General features: G+C 53.6%; 15 protein-coding genes. 12 read left to right on the top strand and 3 right to left on the bottom strand.

The features are described 5' to 3' along the window. Nucleotides 1–34: 34 nt before the first annotated feature. Nucleotides 35–1,441 carry an HD domain-containing protein gene (locus F1728_RS20510; RefSeq protein ID WP_155365636.1) on the bottom strand — a complete coding sequence of 469 codons (1,407 nt, stop codon included), beginning with the start codon at nt 1,439–1,441 and terminating at the stop codon, nt 35–37. Between the two features lie 162 nt (nt 1,442–1,603). On the opposite strand from F1728_RS20510, the gene F1728_RS20505 reads away from it, so the two are divergent. Next, a complete protein-coding gene (locus F1728_RS20505) occupies nt 1,604–3,352 on the top strand; it encodes a TrkH family potassium uptake protein (RefSeq protein ID WP_194242458.1) in 1,749 nt (582 codons plus the stop codon). A gap of 59 nt (nt 3,353–3,411) precedes the next feature. Beyond that, a complete protein-coding gene (locus tag F1728_RS20500) occupies nt 3,412–4,101 on the top strand; it encodes a potassium channel family protein (protein WP_155365634.1) in 690 nt (229 codons plus the stop codon). A 33-nt stretch (nt 4,102–4,134) separates the two neighbouring features. Here F1728_RS20500 and glpK read toward each other — a convergent pair whose 3' ends face one another. Both glpK and F1728_RS20490 read right to left on the bottom strand, forming a co-directional pair. Then, the gene (gene glpK / locus F1728_RS20495; RefSeq protein WP_155365633.1) at nt 4,135–5,622 is read right to left on the bottom strand and encodes a glycerol kinase GlpK; all 1,488 of its coding nucleotides are present in this window, start codon (nt 5,620–5,622) and stop codon (nt 4,135–4,137) included. Between the two features lie 243 nt (nt 5,623–5,865). Continuing rightward, the gene (locus F1728_RS20490) at nt 5,866–7,245 is read right to left on the bottom strand and encodes an ammonium transporter (protein ID WP_228030260.1); all 1,380 of its coding nucleotides are present in this window, start codon (nt 7,243–7,245) and stop codon (nt 5,866–5,868) included. Between the two features lie 721 nt (nt 7,246–7,966). Here F1728_RS20490 and groL (F1728_RS20485) point away from each other — a divergent pair. The 10 genes from groL (F1728_RS20485) (at nt 7,967) to F1728_RS20440 (ending at nt 17,636) form a co-directional block, all read left to right on the top strand. Next, on the top strand, nt 7,967–9,673 hold the full coding sequence (gene groL / locus F1728_RS20485; RefSeq protein ID WP_145442577.1) for a chaperonin GroEL: 1,707 nt from the start codon (nt 7,967–7,969) through the stop codon (nt 9,671–9,673). A 140-nt stretch (nt 9,674–9,813) separates the two neighbouring features. Continuing rightward, on the top strand, nt 9,814–10,104 hold the full coding sequence (locus F1728_RS20480; protein ID WP_145312224.1) for a co-chaperone GroES: 291 nt from the start codon (nt 9,814–9,816) through the stop codon (nt 10,102–10,104). Between the two features lie 161 nt (nt 10,105–10,265). Next, nucleotides 10,266–11,885, top strand: coding sequence for a chaperonin GroEL (groL, locus tag F1728_RS20475; protein WP_155365632.1), 1,620 nt, complete (start codon nt 10,266–10,268; stop codon nt 11,883–11,885). Nucleotides 11,886–12,060: 175 nt separating this feature from the next. Further along, nucleotides 12,061–13,197, top strand: a complete 1,137-nt coding sequence (dnaJ, locus tag F1728_RS20470; RefSeq protein ID WP_145190558.1) for a molecular chaperone DnaJ — start codon at nt 12,061–12,063, stop codon at nt 13,195–13,197. Nucleotides 13,198–13,282: 85 nt separating this feature from the next. Next, nucleotides 13,283–13,840 carry a nucleotide exchange factor GrpE gene (gene grpE / locus F1728_RS20465; protein WP_155365631.1) on the top strand — a complete coding sequence of 186 codons (558 nt, stop codon included), beginning with the start codon at nt 13,283–13,285 and terminating at the stop codon, nt 13,838–13,840. Nucleotides 13,841–13,880: 40 nt separating this feature from the next. Further along, nucleotides 13,881–14,180 (top strand): FmdB family zinc ribbon protein, encoded by a 300-nt coding sequence (locus tag F1728_RS20460; protein ID WP_145043443.1) that lies wholly within the window; start codon nt 13,881–13,883, stop codon nt 14,178–14,180. 79 nt (nt 14,181–14,259) lie between these two features. After that, nucleotides 14,260–14,469, top strand: a complete 210-nt coding sequence (locus F1728_RS20455; protein ID WP_145043445.1) for a DNA gyrase inhibitor YacG — start codon at nt 14,260–14,262, stop codon at nt 14,467–14,469. After that, nucleotides 14,453–15,553, top strand: a complete 1,101-nt coding sequence (locus F1728_RS20450; protein WP_155365630.1) for a DMT family transporter — start codon at nt 14,453–14,455, stop codon at nt 15,551–15,553. Before F1728_RS20455 ends, F1728_RS20450 begins: the two co-directional genes overlap by 17 nt. Continuing rightward, nucleotides 15,540–16,166, top strand: coding sequence for a gamma carbonic anhydrase family protein (locus tag F1728_RS20445; RefSeq protein WP_155365629.1), 627 nt, complete (start codon nt 15,540–15,542; stop codon nt 16,164–16,166). Before F1728_RS20450 ends, F1728_RS20445 begins: the two co-directional genes overlap by 14 nt. Nucleotides 16,167–16,307: 141 nt before the next feature. Beyond that, entirely contained in the window at nt 16,308–17,636 is a 1,329-nt protein-coding gene (locus F1728_RS20440; RefSeq protein WP_155365628.1) for a Gfo/Idh/MocA family protein, read from the top strand. Nucleotides 17,637–17,706 lie beyond the last annotated feature (70 nt).

The raw sequence follows: 17,706 nt of genomic DNA, 5'->3' as shown, positions 1-17,706 counted from the left end.
GCCACACTTGTACAAGTCTTTTTCTGCAGGAGAGTTACATATTGGTCTTGGAATCCGAAACTTCCCCGAGGGCGGCGTTCAGCGCGGTGGTCAGTTCCAGATCGTGGAGGTGATCCCGCGTATAAATGCGGAAGATCAGGAAGCTGACAGGCAGAGCCCGGAAGAGCTCATCATCGTGCAGCTCCTGAGTCAGCCCCGTACCGGGATCGAGCAAATAATTTTGTCCACCTGCTGGGAGTCGCCCACTGGGCCGATGGTAATGCCGGGCGACGTCGATCCGCAGCGGGAGCTGCTTCAACTCCGCGGGCAGCTTGGAGCGGACCCGCTTTTCGACCAGTTCCGGTTCCGAAAAGATCGATGTGTGCACTGCAGTCCCGGAATGGAAATTGAGCTGACGTTCGCAGGCCATCTTCCATTCCACATTACGCGAGAGAATCCCTTGCCAGCGCTCTCCCAGATCACGAACTGCGGGATCCGAACTCTTCTGGAAGCGGCCGACGTCGACGAGGAATGAAGACTCGGTAAACCCGCGATAGTCGTCCAGATGTTCGAGGGGATTGCCGTGAAACAGATGCTGCATGGTCTCGGCAAAGATTTCTTCGAGCGCCAGGTCCAGGGCACGCACCGTACGGTGATAATAAATAGTGCGGAACAGATTCGCGCGGGTTTCAATAAAGTTGACCAGTGCCGTCATGCCGCGACCGTGAATCGTCAGCCCTTCAGAAGTGAAGAAGCTGTAATGAATCAAGCGCGAGACATCGACCGCACGAATATTGTAGCCTGACATATAGGCGTCACGGAGAACGAAATCCATATTGTCGACGGTATAAATGCCGCTGAACATGGCACGCAACTTACAAAGCCAGTCCGGGTTACCCGCCTCGCTCGCTGCATCGCCGGAAGGACGCCGAATCAGCCAGCCAATCTGCTTGGGGTCGAGTTCTTCCAGCGGATTGAGGTGACCGTTCGGGTTCCGGCGAATCCCGCGAATGAGGTCTCCCAGTTCATGTTCGATGATATGGGCGCCAATGTCTTCATGCGTGAGATGGTACTGATCCAGATAATGGTCGTCGAAAAAGTGCCCGAAGGGGCCGTGCCCCACATCATGCAGCAGCGCCGCCAGCCGGACCAGGCTCTCTACGTAAGGCAGAGAAGGAACATTGCGACAGGCGCTGCTCAAGGAATCATACCAGGCGTTAATTGCTACCGACGAGAGATGCATGGCTCCCAACACGTGCTGAAACCGCATGTGCTCAGCTGAGGGAAAAACCCACCAGGCCGTCTGAAGCTGGTGAATGTGCCTGAGTCGCTGGACCCAGGGATGGTCGATGATTTCCTGCTCGGAGACCTCATCATCGGGAATCCCGGTTTTGGAAGTAAACGGGATATACCCATGAATCGGGTCATGAGTCAAACTTTCGGAAATAAAATCGCGCACCATAATCTCACTGTTTCAATTGACGTTGATTACGAATAAAATCTGAACAGGTCTTCATAAAATTATTTCATTGAAATACTTACGCGCCAAATGACTCTGTCGCATCTCCCCAGCCGCATCCACTATAAGACACACCATCCCCGCCGCTGCCGCAGGCTGAGACGGTTGGAAATTATTGCGCTGATCGTCGGCCTGATCTCCACAGTCATTCTACATGGACTGCTGAAGATTACCACCGTTGTTCACTGGGAATTGGGTGCTGCGATCATCGTAGCCATGAGCTATTTCACGATCAGCCTGATGCTGCGGTACGGCTGGCATCTGGACCGGAAAGAGTTCTTCAAAACCCACCTGGCCCATTTCTTTTTTTGCGGGCTCTGGTTGATCGCCAGCCTGCTGATAATCAGTCTGCATGACCTGCTGCCCGATGACGCCCCGACCCGACTGAATCTGATCCTGGGCGTCTCCGAATTTTGTGTCATCCTGAGAAGCCTCTACGAGACAATTCTCTTAATCCGGCGCGTCTCGTCACGTGGCTGGAACCCCGCCCTGATTGTGGTGACTTCCTTCCTGGTGCTGATTTCCGTGGGGACGATCTTACTCATGTTTCCCTCGGCTCGCATTCAGGACCCCGCCGCGAAAACGACGGAGGGCGCTCCGTTCCTGGTCGCCCTGTTTACCTCAACCAGTGCCAGTTGCGTTACAGGCCTGATCGTGGTTCCCACGGGAACCTATTGGAGCCGCACGGGGCACACCATTATCATGTTTCTGTTCCAGATCGGCGGACTGGGCATCCTGACCTTTGGAGCCTTCTTCGCAGCAGCTTTTGGACGATCGATGCAGATCCGGGAGAGCGTCACTTTCAGCGAGATGCTGGAGTCCAGCCAGCGCGGTGACATCCGCCGTCTGGTGCTGGCCATCCTCGGAATTACGATTTTTACCGAACTGCTCGGTGCGGTCTGCCTGATGGGACTCTGGCCGGAGCTCCCTTTCACCGAACGGGTCTACTTCAGCCTGTTTCATTCGATCAGTGGATATTGCAACGCCGGCTTCAGCCTGATGGATGACGGCTTCCTGGGCATGGGACACCACTGGGAAATCTGGGGCGTCATCCCGGCTCTGATCATCATCGGCGGATTAGGGTTTGCTGTAAACTACAATTTCATGTTGTACGGCATCACCCATTTCTCGAACCTGCGGATCCGCAAGCCCCTGTTTCATCACCCGACACAGAAAGTCCGGCTGACGATTTCCTCACGCCTGATTTTTTTCACGACCCTCTTTCTTTTGATCGGGGGCACGATCGGCATCTACCTGCTGGAATCGATTCATGCCTCCGATGATCTCACCTTTGGAGAGCGGCTCAATTCCGCCTGGTTCCAGTCCGTTACATTTCGGACGGCCGGTTTTAATACCGTTGACCTCGGTGCCTACCAACCGCAGACCAAACTGTTTTCCGTACTGCTGATGTTTATCGGTGCGTCTCCCGGCTCAACGGGGGGCGGCGTGAAAACGGCAGTCTTTGCCCTGGCCATCCTTTCGGTCTGGGCGCTACTGAAAGGGAGAGACCGGGTTGAGATCCTGGGGCGCACCATCCCCAGCGCACTGATCCACCGTTCGCTGACGATCATCTCACTGGGAATCCTGGTACTGATGTCGTCAACACTGCTGATTGTCATGTTCGAAAACAACCAGGCGATCTTTCTGGATCATCTGTTTGAAGCAACCAGTGCCTTTGCTACGGTCGGCGTCTCGACGGGCATCACCGCGGGTTTGACGACACCGTCGCACTGGGTGATCATAATTACGATGTTTATCGGTCGCGTCGGCCCGCTGACGGCTTTAATCGCACTCTCAAACCGTGGCCCCGCCTATCGATATCACTACCCGGAAGAGCCAGTGAACCTCGGGTAACAGGAACCCTGAAATCAAATCATCTAAAGTAACTCATCCTCCAGAGGAGAACTGATCCCGTGATTAAAGTAGCAGTCATCGGTTTGGGCCGCTTTGGTACCGAACTCGCCAAACGTCTGGGAGCCAGCGGAGTGGAAGTCATCGCCATCGACCATTCGGACAAGCTGGTGAATGAGGTCAAAGATGATGTCGCGGTCGCAGTTCGTCTGAATTCCACCGACGAACTGGCGCTCAAAAGTCAGGACGTAGACAAAGTCGATGCCTGCGTGATCTCGATCGGGGAAAATTTCGAATCGGCACTGCTGACCACAGTGATCATTAAGAAGATGGGAGTCCCCAAGATCATCTGTCGTGCACAGTCAAAGTTTCACGCAGAGATCTTTACTCAGGTTGGTGCAACCGATGTGATCCAGCCCGAGATTCAGGCGGGAGCTCACCTGGCACGACTGCTGGCCAATCCGCATCTGGAAGATTACATCCAGGTCGGCGATGGCTACACCATGATCGAGCTGATGACCCCCAAAGAGTTCGTTGGCAAAAACCTGACCGAGCTGGCGCTGCGTTCCAAATATTCCGTGAACGTGGTCGCCATTCGTAAACGGAATTCCGCGGAAATCGAAAAGAATACGGGAAAGGTATACACAACCGACTGTGTACCTCACCCGGATTATCAGATTCAGGAATCAGACATCCTGCTCATCATCGGAACCGATCAAAACCTGGCGCGCCTGCCAACCAGCAATGTGTGAGCGCCCTGCAGATTTCCGCATAAATCGACCGAATCAGACCCAGTCTCGCGAACGTTCCACCGCCTGCTTCCAGCGCTGATATAATTCCTCACGTCGCGAGGCCTCCATCTGCGGCTGGTATTCTACATCGAGAGCCCAGTTACGGGTCACCTCTGCCTGATCATGCCAGAAGCCAACAGCCAGGCCTGCCAGATAGGCGGCTCCCAGAGCCGTTGTTTCATGGACCACCGGACGCTGCGCGGGAACATCGAGCATATCCGCCTGAAACTGCATCAACAGACCATTTGCAGCCGCACCGCCGTCCACCTTGAGAGTTTTCAACTTGATCTGAGAATCCTGCTCCATGGCGTGCAGCACATCGCAGGTCTGGTATGCCAGCGACTCAAGGACCGCCCGTGCAACATGAGCTCTGGTAGCGCCCCGCGTGAGACCAATTAGAGTTCCGCGGGCATCCTGATCCCAGTAGGGTGCTCCCAGTCCCACAAAGGCAGGCACGAAGAAGACATCGCCGGTATCTTCCACCTGGCCTGCCAGGTCCTCAATTTCAGACGCTGACTCAATGATCTGCAGCCCATCCCTGAGCCACTGGATTGCTGCCCCGGCCACGAAAATGGATCCTTCCAGACAGTAAGTGACTTTGCCATTGATGCTCCAGCCGATCGTGGTCAGCAGACCATTCTGCGAAAGCACCGGTTTATCGCCGGTATTCATGAGCATAAAACAACCGGTTCCGTAGGTATTCTTCGCTGCCCCGGGTTCAAAGCAGCCCTGACCGAAGGTCGCTGCCTGCTGGTCCCCTGCAATACCGGCAATTTTGATTGACTCGCCAAACAGCGCGGGGTCGGTCTCACCATAGACCTCGCTGGAACTTTTAACTTCGGGCAGCATGCAACGGGGAATATCGAAGATCTGCAGCAGTTCGTCATCCCACTCGTGTGTATGAATATTGTAGAGCAGGGTGCGACAGGCATTGGTTGGATCGGTGACATGTACCTTCCCCCCCGTCAGCCGCCAGATCAGAAAAGAGTCGATCGTACCAAACAGAATTTTGCCTGCCTGGGCCTGCTCCCTTAATCCTTCTACGGTATTGAGCAGGTATTCAATCTTGGTTCCCGAGAAATAGGCATCCAGCAACAGTCCGGTCTTCTCGCGGAACAGACCTTCACACCCCTCCGCTTTCAGCTGATCACAGCGGCCTGCCGTCAGTCGGCTCTGCCAGACAATCGCATTCGAAACCGGTTTGCCGCTCTCTTTATCCCAGAGGACTATCGTTTCCCGTTGATTCGTAATACCGATTGCAGCGATCTCGGAGAGCGTCGCCCCCGATTGATCGATCACTTCGCGGGCGGTCGCCAGTTGTGATTCCCAGATCGCTTCGGGATCGTGTTCCACCAGTCCCGGCGAGGGAAAGATCTGTTCGAACTCCTCCTGGGAAGTGGCCTCAATCTGCCCCTGATGATTAAACAGAATTGATCGACTGGATGTTGTTCCCTGATCTAACGCCAGTACATACTTTGCCATTTCCACACTCCTTGAGGCGAACACAGGCTCGAAAGGATTAATCACATCTGAATACCTTTCAGTTACATTAAGCAAGCGATCGCCGGTTCACAAGGATTTCGGGAAATTTCTTCAGCAGCCGTTACTCCTGTATTACTGACCGCGCATAAAAAACTGATGGCGAGAGAAGTCATTTCTCAAGCCATCAGTCAGTCACACTTTACGGTACCTCCTGCAAAGTACCAGTGTTCACATCAGGTTGGACTAGTGGTAAGCTTGCATTCCGTGCTCAGACAGGTCCAGACCTTTCATTTCATCTTCCTCAGAGACTCGGAGCTGTCCGATGACTTTCAGGAACATGAAGAGGATAAACATGGTGATGAAGGCGTAAGCCGGGATCACAACAGATCCAATCACCTGGGTTACGATGTTGTAATCACCGAAGATACCAGTGGCGACACCACCCCAGATACCACACAGTCCGTGGACAGGGAAGGCACCGACGGGATCGTCGATTTTGAGTTTTTCGAGTGCCAGGATACCGAAGACAACCAGCAGACCGGCAACCACGCCGATGACAATTGCTTCGATGTTAGAGACACTGTCACAGTTAGCGGTAATACCTACCAGACCAGCCAGAACACCGTTCAGGGCCATGGAGATATCCGGTTTTGAGTACATGATCCAACCCAGGATCATTGCGGCCACACCACCGGCGGCTGCAGCGAGGGTTGTGTTGGTAGCGATCAGCATCACAGCGTTGGTGTTGTCAGTTCCAGCGAAGGCCAGCTGACTACCAGGGTTAAACCCGTACCAGCCTACCCACAGGATGAAGACACCCAGTGTTGCCTGAGCAATGTTGTGTCCAGGAATCGGAACTGATCTGCCATCTTTGAAACGACCAATCCGGGGTCCGAGGACAATTGCCCCAGCCAGACCGGCGAAACCACCGACAGCATGCACGACAATTGAACCAGCAAAGTCGTAGAAGCCCATGGCATCCAACCAGCCACCGCCCCATTTCCAGTAACCACTGATTGGGTAGATGATACCGGTCAGGATGATACTGTAGATCAGGTAAGAGCTGAATTTCAGACGACCGGCAACGGCACCAGAGACGATGGTGGCAGCAGTCGCTGCGAAGGCAACCTGGAACAGGAAGTCAACCTGCGGATGCAGCACTCCTGGGCCTGGATCTCCAGCTTCGCCGATTCCGAACTGTGCAAAACCAAAGTAACCGTTACCGGCATCCCCTGGATACATCAGACCGTAACCGACAGCGTAGTAAACCAGCACGCCGGCACAGACATCCATTAAGTTCTTAAAGAGAATGTTGATGGTATTCTTGGAAGAGTTGAATCCGGACTCGACCATAGCGAAGCCAGACTGCATGAACAGCACCAGAACAGCACAGAGGAATAACATACTGTTATCAAGTGCGTAGTAAAGCTCTGATAATGAAAGCTGAGGAGCTTCCTCTTCTGCGGGTGCTTCTTCTGTTGTTTCAGCAGGTGCGGCAGTTTCTGCTGCGGCGGGTTTCTCTTCAGGAGCTTTTTCGTCCTGATAAGCCCAAGCTGGCTGTGATACTGCCAAAACAACGACAAGGCTTGCCGTCAAGCCCATGAGCGCATGTTTCCAATTCATTTTGTCGCAAACCTTTCCCGGAGTCTTCGTCAGATGTTGTTAAATCTACTGTTTGGACAATCAATTTCTTCTGATCGTGACCCCTAAATACCAATCAATAAAATGAGCACTTATTTGGTGAAAAGTCTTAATGCAAACAGTGTGCCTCAATCTGATTTGCGACAGTTTGAACAACCCTTATCTATATTTCACGTAATGCTTTATATCATCTCATATTAAATTAATATTTACGGAATGTGATTCGGGCCACCAGTTCGGATGCAGATTAATAAGGCAACATCAGCGGTCATTGCCTGCAGATTAAGCACAGACTGCCACATATTAACACTCCGGCATCTGTCTGGAGTGGAAACTCGACACTCTGTCAGTTTTGACGGTGTCTGCAACCTCCCTGCCTAGGACGCTCCGGCAGCTGGCCTGAAAGCAACAATTTCTCTGCCAAGTTGGCAGTTGACGTCAACCACCCTCAATAAGAGATTCGCGTTAACAGCTGATATATAACATCTTACAACACCTCATTCCGATTGGCATGATGATTGCAATTACTTGGCCTCATGGACAGGGTCCAGCCTGGATCCTGCCATCTTTGTCGTACTTACACCTATTTGTACTCACACACCGGCCCCCTGTGATCAACAGGAAGCGCGGCACGAGGCGTGTGAGGGATCATCGTGGTCATGGGCAAAATTATTGGCCATTTATTGCTGGTTGAGGAGAGACTGTGGCAAAACTTTTAAGCTTTGACGAAGAGGCCAGAAAGAGTTTATTGGCAGGAGTCGCTAAATTGTCGCGGGCTGTAAGCAGTACGCTTGGGCCGCGAGGGCGAAATGCTGTCTTGGACAAAGGCTGGGGAACCCCGAAGGTCACCAAAGACGGCGTGACTGTTGCCGAAGACATCGAACTGGAAGACCCGTTTGAAAACATGGGCGTCCAGCTGGTGAAAGAAGCAGCATCGAAAACAAACGATGTTGCTGGAGACGGCACCACAACAGCAACCGTACTGGCAGAAGCCATTTTCCGGGAAGGTCTGAAGTACATCGCTTCCGGCGCAGACCCGATGGCCCTCAGCCGTGGCGTACAGAAAGCTGTTGAGGCAGTTGTCGAACAGATCGGTAAGATCTCTAAAGAAGTAAAAGGAAATGACAAGAAAGCCATCCAGACTGTTGCGACCATCGCTGGTAACAACGATCCGGAAATCGGCAAGATTCTGGCAGATGCTCTGCTGAAGGTCGGCGCTGATGGCGTGATTACAGTCGAAGAAGGACGTGGCGTCACTACTGATGTCGATCTGGTAGAAGGCATGCAGTTCGAACGCGGCTTCCTGTCTCCGCACTTCGTCACCGACGAAGACAATCAGACCTGCGACCTGGAACGGGCCAAGATCCTGATCTACGAAGAAAAGATCAGCTCTGCTCAGACACTCGTTCCTCTGCTGGAACAGATTTCCAAAGAAGGTTCTCCGCTGCTGATCATTGCTGAAGACATCGAAGGCGAAGCACTCGCCACTCTGGTCGTCAACAAGCTGCGTGGCATCCTTAAAGTCTGTGCCGTGAAAGCTCCCGGTTACGGCGATCGTCGTAAAGCCATGCTGGAAGACATTGCTGTCCTCACCGGCGGCCGTGCGATCTTCAAAGACCTGGGAATCAAACTTGAGTCTGTTGAACTGAAAGACCTGGGACAGGCCAAGAAGATTCACATCAGCTCAGACAACACCACGATCGTCAGCGGTTCTGGAAGCAAGGCAGCCGTCAACGGTCGTGCCGAGCAGATCCGGGCAGAAATCGAAGTTACCGACAGCGAATACGATCGTGAAAAACTGCAGGAACGTCTGGCTAAACTGGCCGGTGGCGTTGCTCAGATCAATGTCGGTGCTGCGACTGAAACAGAAATGAAAGAACGCAAAGACCTTATCGACGATGCTCTGGCCGCTACGCGTGCTGCCATCGAAGAAGGGATCGTGCCCGGTGGTGGAATCGCCCTGCTGCGATCTGCCAAAGCTCTGGAAAGCCTGAAACTGTCCGGCGACCAGGCTCTGGGAGTATCTCTGGTTCAGAAAGTTCTGGAAATGCCGCTGCGTGCAATCGCTGAAAACGCCGGTCTGGACGGTTCGGTTGTCAGCAACCGCGTCAAGAAAGACAAGAGTGCTTCCTATGGTTACGACGCTCTGAATGATCGCTACGGCGACATGTTCGAGTTCGGCGTTGTGGACCCTGCCAAAGTGGTTCGTTCCACTCTGCAAAACGGAGCCAGCGTTGCCTGCCTGCTGATGACAACTGATTCCATCGTGGTTGAAGAACCCAAGGAAGAAGAAGACGATCATCATCATGACGACCACCACGACATGGGTGGTATGGGCGGCATGGGTGGCATGCCTGGAATGGGCGGCGGAATGCCCGGAATGGGAATGCCCGGCATGGGAGGCTTCTAGTCTCGTATCGTCGGTCTCTCTGCAGATCGATCGGGGGCCTGTACCGGGCCCCGCCTGTTGTTTGTAACAATTTATACCGGGTCTGAATCCCGGCTTCACAAATACAACCAGACTTACTGGAATAATCGGGAGTTAACTTAATGGAACTGAATCCCCTTGATGACCGTATTGTTATTGAACCCAATGTTGCTGAAGAAACCACTGCCGGTGGTATCGTGCTGCCTGACACGGCACAGGAAAAGCCACAGAGTGGCACCGTGATCGCCGTTGGTCCCGGACGTCTGCTGGAAAGCGGCGAACGCTGCCCGGTTGCCGTTGAAGTAGGCGACGAAGTTCTGTACGGCAAATACGGCGGAACTGACATCGAAGTTTCCGGCAAGGAAGTCAAGATTCTGCGCGAGAGCGACATTCTCGCCAAAATCATTAAATAAAGAACGTTCTTTTATCGGAATACCGGACTGAGACTGAACGTGCCCACGGCACTTCAGTCTCTGCTCTGAGTTGAGAATCTAATTCAAACCAAAATCACGCAGGGGAGAACGGAGCAATCCGATCAAATGTTCGTTCCTGTTAATCAGAGGAGTCAATAAGCGTGGCAAAGCAACTTTTGTTTGAAGATCGCGCACGTACCAAGCTGCAAAAAGGCGTGCAAACTATCAGCGACGCTGTAGCCATCACCATGGGCCCCACCGGGCGCAATGTGATCATCGATAAAAACTTTGGTAACCCCGTGGTCACCAAAGACGGTGTTACAGTCAGTAAAGAAGTGGAAGTCGAAGATCCCTTCGAAAACATGGGAGCCAAACTGGTCAATGAAGTCGCAACCAAGACCAGTGATATCGCTGGTGACGGTACGACCACTGCCACGGTTTTAGCTCGTTCCATTTACACCGAAGGTCTGCGTGGTCTGTCACTGGGTGCCAACCCGATGGTTGTTCGTCGTGGAATCGACAAAGCCGTTGAAGCAGCTGTCGAAGCAATCGAAGCCCTGGCCAAGCCGGTCACTGAGAAAGCAGAAATCGCTCAGGTCGGCGCCATCTCCGCCAACAACGACAACGAAATCGGCAACCTCATCGCTGATGCGGTTGAAAAAGTTGGTCGCGATGGTGTAATCACCGTTGAAGAAGGTAAGGGTAACGAAACCACTCTTTCCTTCGCTGACGGGATGCAGTTCGACAAAGGTTACATTTCTCCCTACTTTGTGACTGACACCGAAGGCATGAAATGCATCCTGGAAGACTGCTACATTCTGATTCACGAATCCAAGATCTCCGCCCTGCGGGATCTGGTTCCACTGCTGGAAAAAGTGTCTCAGACCGGTAAACCCCTGCTGATCATCGCTGAAGATGTCGAAGGTGAGCCGCTGACCGCCCTGGTTGTGAACAAACTGCGTGGCGTTCTGAATATCGCTGCCGTGAAAGCTCCCGGCTTCGGCGACCGTCGTAAAGCCATGCTGGCTGACATCGCTGTGCTCACCGGCGGTACCGTGATCTCAGAAGACCTCGGTATCAAACTCGAATCTGTCGAACTGGCCCAGCTGGGACAGGCCAAGCAGGTCGAAATCACCAAAGACTCCTGCACTCTGATCGAAGGTGCCGGCGATACCGAAGCCCTGCAGGCTCGCGTCGCCCAGATCCGCGGACAGTTGCAGAAGACCGAAAGCGAATACGATCGCGAAAAATTCCAGGAACGCCTGGCAAAACTGACCGGCGGCGTCGCCATCATCTCTGTCGGTGCAGCCACCGAAGCAGAAATGAAACAGACCAAAGCCCGTATGGAAGATGCACTGCACGCAACTCGTGCTGCTGTCGAAGAAGGAATTCTTCCCGGCGGTGGCGTGGCTCTGCTCCGATCCATCGAAGCGGTTACCAAGGTCAAAGGCAAGAACGATGACGAGAAAATCGGCATCAACATTGTCGCCCGTGCCCTGGAAGGCCCGATTCGTCAGATCGCAGAAAACTGCGGTGTTGACGGTGCTGTGATCGCCGACGAAGTGAAAGAGCTGAGTGGCGCCAACGGATACAATGCCTACAGCGGCGAATATGTTGACATGTTCAAAGCCGGCATCATCGATCCTGCCAAGGTTGTCAAGAACGCTCTGAAAAATGCCGCCTCAATCGCAGGCCTGATGCTCACAACCCAGGTACTTATCACTCGCAGTGAAAGCACCGAAGGTGGTAAGCTGGCCGACGTTGAAGGCAGTGTAAGATAATTTCGGCTGCAGTCTGAAATCGAATTTCGAACTCAGACGAAATGATGTAATCTCAGACGGGCCGCCGAAATAAGGTGGCCCGTTTTTTTCAGTTCTGATTGAGCTGCTTGAAACCGAAATACCTCCGCAGCGGACCGGAGATATTTCGCTACTTTAAAATGATGAGTTTGTATTTATGGCAACGAAACGCGATTATTATGAAGTTCTCGGCGTATCGCGCGACGTGACCACTGTAGAGATCAAAAAAGCCTACAAGAAGATGGCGCTCGCCAATCACCCGGACCGTAATCCGGGTGACGAAGAAGCCATCAAACGGTTCAAGGAAGCAGCTGAAGCCTTCGAAGTTCTGGGCGACGATCAAAAACGGGCCCACTACGACCGCTACGGGCATGCCGCCGATTTCGGCGCGGGGGGCGGACATCAGTTCCATGATGTGTCTGATATTTTCAGCGCATTCGGAGACCTGTTTGAAGGGTTCGGCTTCCGTGGCGGTTCCACTCGCGGGGGAAATCGTCCGCGTCAGGGTGAGAGCCTGCGAACCAAAATCGAGATTGATCTGCTGGAAGCAGCTTCAGGCTGTGAACGCGAAATCCAGATCATGCGTCAGGAGCCCTGCGAAACCTGTCACGGTTCAGGAGCCAAACCGGGAACCGATCCTCAGGAATGTGATTACTGTGGCGGAGCCGGCCAGGTCGTGCAGTCTCAGGGCTTTTTCCGCGTCCAGACGACTTGTCCCCGCTGTCGTGGTGCCGGACAGGTGATTGTCGAAAAATGTTCGGACTGTCGCGGTGACGGACGCATCGCTAAGGAAATCACGCTGGATATCAAAGTCCCTCCCGGAATTGATAACGGTATGCAGCTCTGCCTGAGAGGCGAAGGCAACCCGGGCCAGAATGGTGGCCCCCGCGGTGATCTGTATGTTGTCGTCAGCGTCGATGAACACCCCTTGTTCCGTCGCCAGGAGCAGGAACTGAGCTGTCATGTGCCGATTACCTACACGCAGGCGGTTCTGGGAGCTGAGATTGAAATTCCGACCCTGGAAGGACGGCACGAACTGAAAATCAAAGCCGGAACACAACCGGGTGAAGTCTACCGGCTGAAAGGGCTGGGCATGCCGAATCCGCATGGTGGACGACGCGGAGATCTGCATGTGATCGTGCAGATTGATGTGCCTCGCAAAATTTCGGAGCGGGAAGAAGAACTGCTCCGGGAACTGGCTGAAATCGAACACTCGGAAGTTTCCAAGCATCGCAGCCCGAGCCGAGTTTCGTTTTTCGATAAACTCAAGGAATATTTCACGCACGCTGAATGATCAGAGTTGGTCAATCACAGTCGAGATCGTTTTAACGATTCATCTTCTTAATTTTAATAGATAGAGTAAGTTACAGGTCAGAAGCATGACAGATCAGGAACAACCAGAAGACATTCAGAATCAGACACAGGAATCTGCTGCAGCCGAAACGGAAGCAGTAGAGAACTCAACCTCAGTCGAAGCACAACTCGAAACCGCTCTGGCTGAACGCGACGAAAACCAGAACCGTTTTCTGCGTTCCCAGGCTGAGCTGGATAACACACGCAAACGTCATCAGCGGGAACTGGCTGAACTGCGTCAGTACGCGGCAGCTCCTTTTGTGCAGGACATGCTCCCCGCACTGGATAACCTGAAACGGGCCGTGGAAGCTGCTGAAAACGCAGACAACGTCAACGACCTGAAGCTCGGTGTCGAAATGGTGGCCAAGCAGATTCTGGATGTCTTCGCGAAAAATAATGTCAAAGCCATTGAAGCGGTCGGGCAGCCCTTCGATCCGAACCTGCACGAAGCGCTGCAGCAGATGCCTTCTGACGAATATCCATCGATGACTGTTATTCAGGAACTGGAGCAGGGCTTTATTCTGAACGACCGGGTGGTGCGTCCGAGTAAAGTGATTGTCTCCTCAGGACCTGCTGAAAACTGATCAGTATTCCATATTCACTGTTTTTTGAGAGAATCAAAAGATGCCAACGTACGATTACGAATGCTCCCAGTGTCATCACCAGTGGGAAGTGTTTCAGTCCATCACTGCCAAGCCACTTCGTAAATGCCCGGAGTGTGGCAAGCTGAAAGCCAAACGCATCATTGGTGCTGGCGGCGGTATCATTTTCAAGGGTAGCGGTTTTTACGAAACGGATTACCGCAGCAGTTCTTACAAAAAAGCAGCTGCAGCCGACTCAAAAGCACAGTCCGCCAGTTCCGAATCCAAAAGTTCCAGCAGCGACTCCGGATCCTCTTCCAAGAGCGGTTCCAAGGATTCCTGATTACCTTTGAAATTTGACCGGGAATGATCTATAAGAGAATCAGACGCCGATTCAGCTACTCTATTCGTCTGAGGCTCCCATGATCCAACCTCAAACCTGCCCCATTTGCCGCAAGGTCGTCACTACAAAAGCTGGTGACGACCAGTCTGCTTTTCCATTCTGCAGCAAGAAGTGCCGGGATGTCGATTTCTTCCGCTGGTCTGATGGACGCTATGCCATTGTGGAAGATCTGGATCCGCGGCTGATTGAATTGCAGCGCCTGGAGCAAGAGGGTGAACAAGATTTCTAACGCGTCCTCAGCGAACCCTTCTGAATCCGCCGCGACAGATCAGAGTGAGAATCAGGCGAGCGAAGGCTTGTCTCCCATAGTCAAAGGCACACTGTTCGGGTTGCTTTCTGCGCTGGCCTACACAGCTGCCAATATCTCACTACGGGAAGCTGCGGTCGACAACAACGCCGACTGGGCCATCTGGATCTCCGCGTTGAAGTCCATTCCCGCGACCATCGTAGGGTGGATGCTGGTCGCCTATCGCGGTTCCAAAGGCTTACCGGCTCTGCCGCCCAGCCGTCTGGTCATTCCCCTCATTCTGACCGGGTTGCTCATGCAGTTCGGCGGGAACGTCATGTTCCAATGGTCGCTGAGCCTGGGCGGACTGGCCTTCACGGTTCCACTCTGTTTTGCAACACTGCTCGCCACCGGGGCCATCCTGGGACGCCTGTTCCTGGAAGAAGCAATTACCCCCCGCATGTTTGCTTCCATGGTCATCCTGACGGCTGCCATTGTTGTACTCAGTCTGGGGGCGCATCAGGCGGAAGAATCTGTATTCGAACACATGGAGCACCATACCCGATCAATGGTGACAGTTGCTCTGACCATCTTTGTTGCCTGTGTGGCCGGCTGCGCTTATGGAGCCGGTGGGGTCATGATTCGTATAACCGTGCGAGGGGAGATGTCTATCTCCGCATCACTGGTATTGATCAGTACGACCGGTATGGTCTGTCTGAGTGGCGTGGCCTTTTATCGGCTCGGCATCGAAATCCTGTGGATCACGACTCCCTGGCAATACCTGGTCATGCTGGTGGGCGGCATCATGAATGCCATCGCCTTCTTTGCCATTGGTGCGTCCATGAAGCATCTCACGGTCACACGGGTCAACCTGCTCAATGCCTCGCAGACCGCGATGGCTGCGTTTGCCGGCGTCTTCTTCTTTGATGAAAAACTGACGGTCTGGCTCCTGAGCGGAACGGCGCTGACGATCGGCGGTCTGTTCCTGATGGAAAAGAAACGCCCCGCGATCCCCAACAGTTCACTTTCCAAGACGTCACCAGATGACACGACGCAACCGGAGGTCAGCTCGCATGAACAACCTTGAATCATCACCAGAATGGCCTCTCAAAGCAGACAGCATCCCGACGCCTCCGGAACTGCCTTATCCTGATGTCGACTGTGACTGGGAAGCGCTGCACTCCTATCCGGTCATCGATCCAACCGCCTGGGTGACTCCCGATGCCATCGTCACGGGCCGCGTGAGGCTCAAAGCCCGCAGCACAGTCTGGCATCAGTGTGTCTTACGGGGCGACCTGGAATATATCGAAGTTGGCAAAGAGACGAACGTGCAGGACGGCTCGGTGCTGCACACCGATTATGGACATCCCTGTATCCTGGGAGATCGGGTGACGCTCGGACACGCGGCCATCGTACATGGCTCGGTCGTGGAAGATGACGCCATGATCGCGATTGGCGCCACGGTCCTCAGTCGTTGTGTCATTGGCAAAGGCGCGTTGATCGCTGCAGGGGCGCTGGTACGGGAAGGCATCCATGTCCCACCCGGGACACTCTGGGCCGGCTGTCCTGCCCGCCAGATCAAAGTCCTCACGCCGCAACAACAGGAACGCCTGCAGGCTACCTGGCAGCATTATGTGAATCTCGGTACGGCCAGCCTGCAGCGGTTCGGTCGCGAGCATATCGACCGGCTCACTCAGTAAACAACGCGTAATCTGTTCACGAGTTCAAGGCTCTGCAAAAAACTACCAGCAGATCGCATTTTTGCCTCGTAAACAGAGTAGCCGCTATGGTATCCTAAAGCATCAATTTTGTAATGAAACTAATTAACTCAGGATCCTCTTATGAATACTGAAAAGACTCCAACTCCCGCGTCGACGACGCGTCGTGATTTCATCAAATCCAGTTCTGCAGCCGTCGCTGCATCGACTCTGACAGGCAGTGTCTTTGCTGGAACATCTCCCTCAGCCGCACTGCAATCCAGTGTGTTTGCCGCCGGCAGCGATGAAATCCGCGTTGGTCTGGTGGGCTGTGGTGGACGTGGAACCGGGGCAGCTGCCCAGGCACTCGCTGCTGATAAAAACGCCAGACTGGTCGCGATGGGTGACACGTTCTACGATCATCTGGATAAGAGTTATAAGAACCTGAAAAAGAACCCCGTTGGCGAACAGGTGCAGGTCGACGCGGATCATAAATTCGTCGGCTTTGATTCCTATCAGAAAGTCATCGACTGTGTGGACGTGGTTCTGCTGACCACACCGCCTCACTTCCGCCCCATGCAGTTGCGGGCCGCGATTGAAGCCGGAAAACACGTCTTCGCTGAAAAGCCGGTCGCCGTTGATGCACCGGGCGTTCGTTCCGTCATGGAAACCTGCAAGCTGGCCAAAGAGAAAAACCTGTCGATCGTATCTGGCCTCTGCTGGCGCTATCACCAGGGTATGCGGGAAACCTTCAAGCAGATTCATGAAGGGGCCGTCGGCGATGTGATGGCAATCCAGTGCAGCTACAACACCCGCGGTCTGTGGATGTTCAAGCGGGAGCCGGAATGGAGCGACATGGAATGGCAGATGCGCAACTGGCTCTATTTCACCTGGTTGTCTGGTGACTTCAACACCGAACAGCATGTCCACAGCCTGGATAAGATGGCCTGGACAATGAACGACCAGACTCCGATCTCCTGCAGTGGTACAGGTGGCCGCCAGACACGTACCGGCAAAGAGTACGGTCACATTTACGACCACTTCGCGATCGTCTACGAATACCCCAACGGTGTCAAAGGCTTCAGCCGCTGCCGTCAGCAGGATGGTTGTGCTGTCGATGTATCAGATCACGTATTCGGCACCAAGGGTCGCGTCGATGTCTTCAAGCATCGAATCTACGATCCCAAAGGGGAAAAGACCTGGCAGTTCCGCGACAAAAGCAAAAACATGTACCAGGTCGAGCACGATGAATTCTTCGAAAGTATCCGCTCCGGTAACCCGATCAACAATGGTGATTATATGACCAAGAGCACCATGCTGGCGATCATGGGTCGTATGGCTGCGTATACCGGTAAGAGCATTACCTGGGACGAAGCCATGAATTCGCAGGAAGACCTGACTCCCGCAAGTTACGAGTGGGGCCCGATGCCGGTACCGCCCGTCGCTATGCCGGGAATCACCGCTTTTAAATAATCCGATTCAGCTGAAGACCACTGATCACTTCAGCACGAATCTCAGAGACCAACGCCCGCAGGCTGACTGC

The sequence above is a fragment of the Gimesia benthica genome (assembly GCF_009720525.1).
Classification (GTDB): domain Bacteria; phylum Planctomycetota; class Planctomycetia; order Planctomycetales; family Planctomycetaceae; genus Gimesia; species Gimesia benthica.
The sequence above is the reverse complement of the archived record's forward strand: the minus strand, read 5'-3'. Positions and strand labels throughout refer to the sequence as shown.

Excerpts from the sequence above, each read along its gene's own strand:
- F1728_RS20480 (WP_145312224.1), top strand. The coding sequence starts at position 9,814 with ATGGAACTGAATCCCCTTGATGACCGTATTGTTATTGAACCCAATGTT.
- F1728_RS20440 (WP_155365628.1), top strand. The coding sequence starts at position 16,308 with ATGAATACTGAAAAGACTCCAACTCCCGCGTCGACGACGCGTCGTGAT.
- dnaJ (WP_145190558.1), top strand. The coding sequence starts at position 12,061 with ATGGCAACGAAACGCGATTATTATGAAGTTCTCGGCGTATCGCGCGAC.
- F1728_RS20490 (WP_228030260.1), bottom strand. The coding sequence starts at position 7,245 with ATGAATTGGAAACATGCGCTCATGGGCTTGACGGCAAGCCTTGTCGTT.
- F1728_RS20455 (WP_145043445.1), top strand. The coding sequence starts at position 14,260 with ATGATCCAACCTCAAACCTGCCCCATTTGCCGCAAGGTCGTCACTACA.
- grpE (WP_155365631.1), top strand. The coding sequence starts at position 13,283 with ATGACAGATCAGGAACAACCAGAAGACATTCAGAATCAGACACAGGAA.
- F1728_RS20445 (WP_155365629.1), top strand. The coding sequence starts at position 15,540 with ATGAACAACCTTGAATCATCACCAGAATGGCCTCTCAAAGCAGACAGC.
- glpK (WP_155365633.1), bottom strand. The coding sequence starts at position 5,622 with ATGGCAAAGTATGTACTGGCGTTAGATCAGGGAACAACATCCAGTCGA.
- F1728_RS20460 (WP_145043443.1), top strand. The coding sequence starts at position 13,881 with ATGCCAACGTACGATTACGAATGCTCCCAGTGTCATCACCAGTGGGAA.
- F1728_RS20510 (WP_155365636.1), bottom strand. The coding sequence starts at position 1,441 with ATGGTGCGCGATTTTATTTCCGAAAGTTTGACTCATGACCCGATTCAT.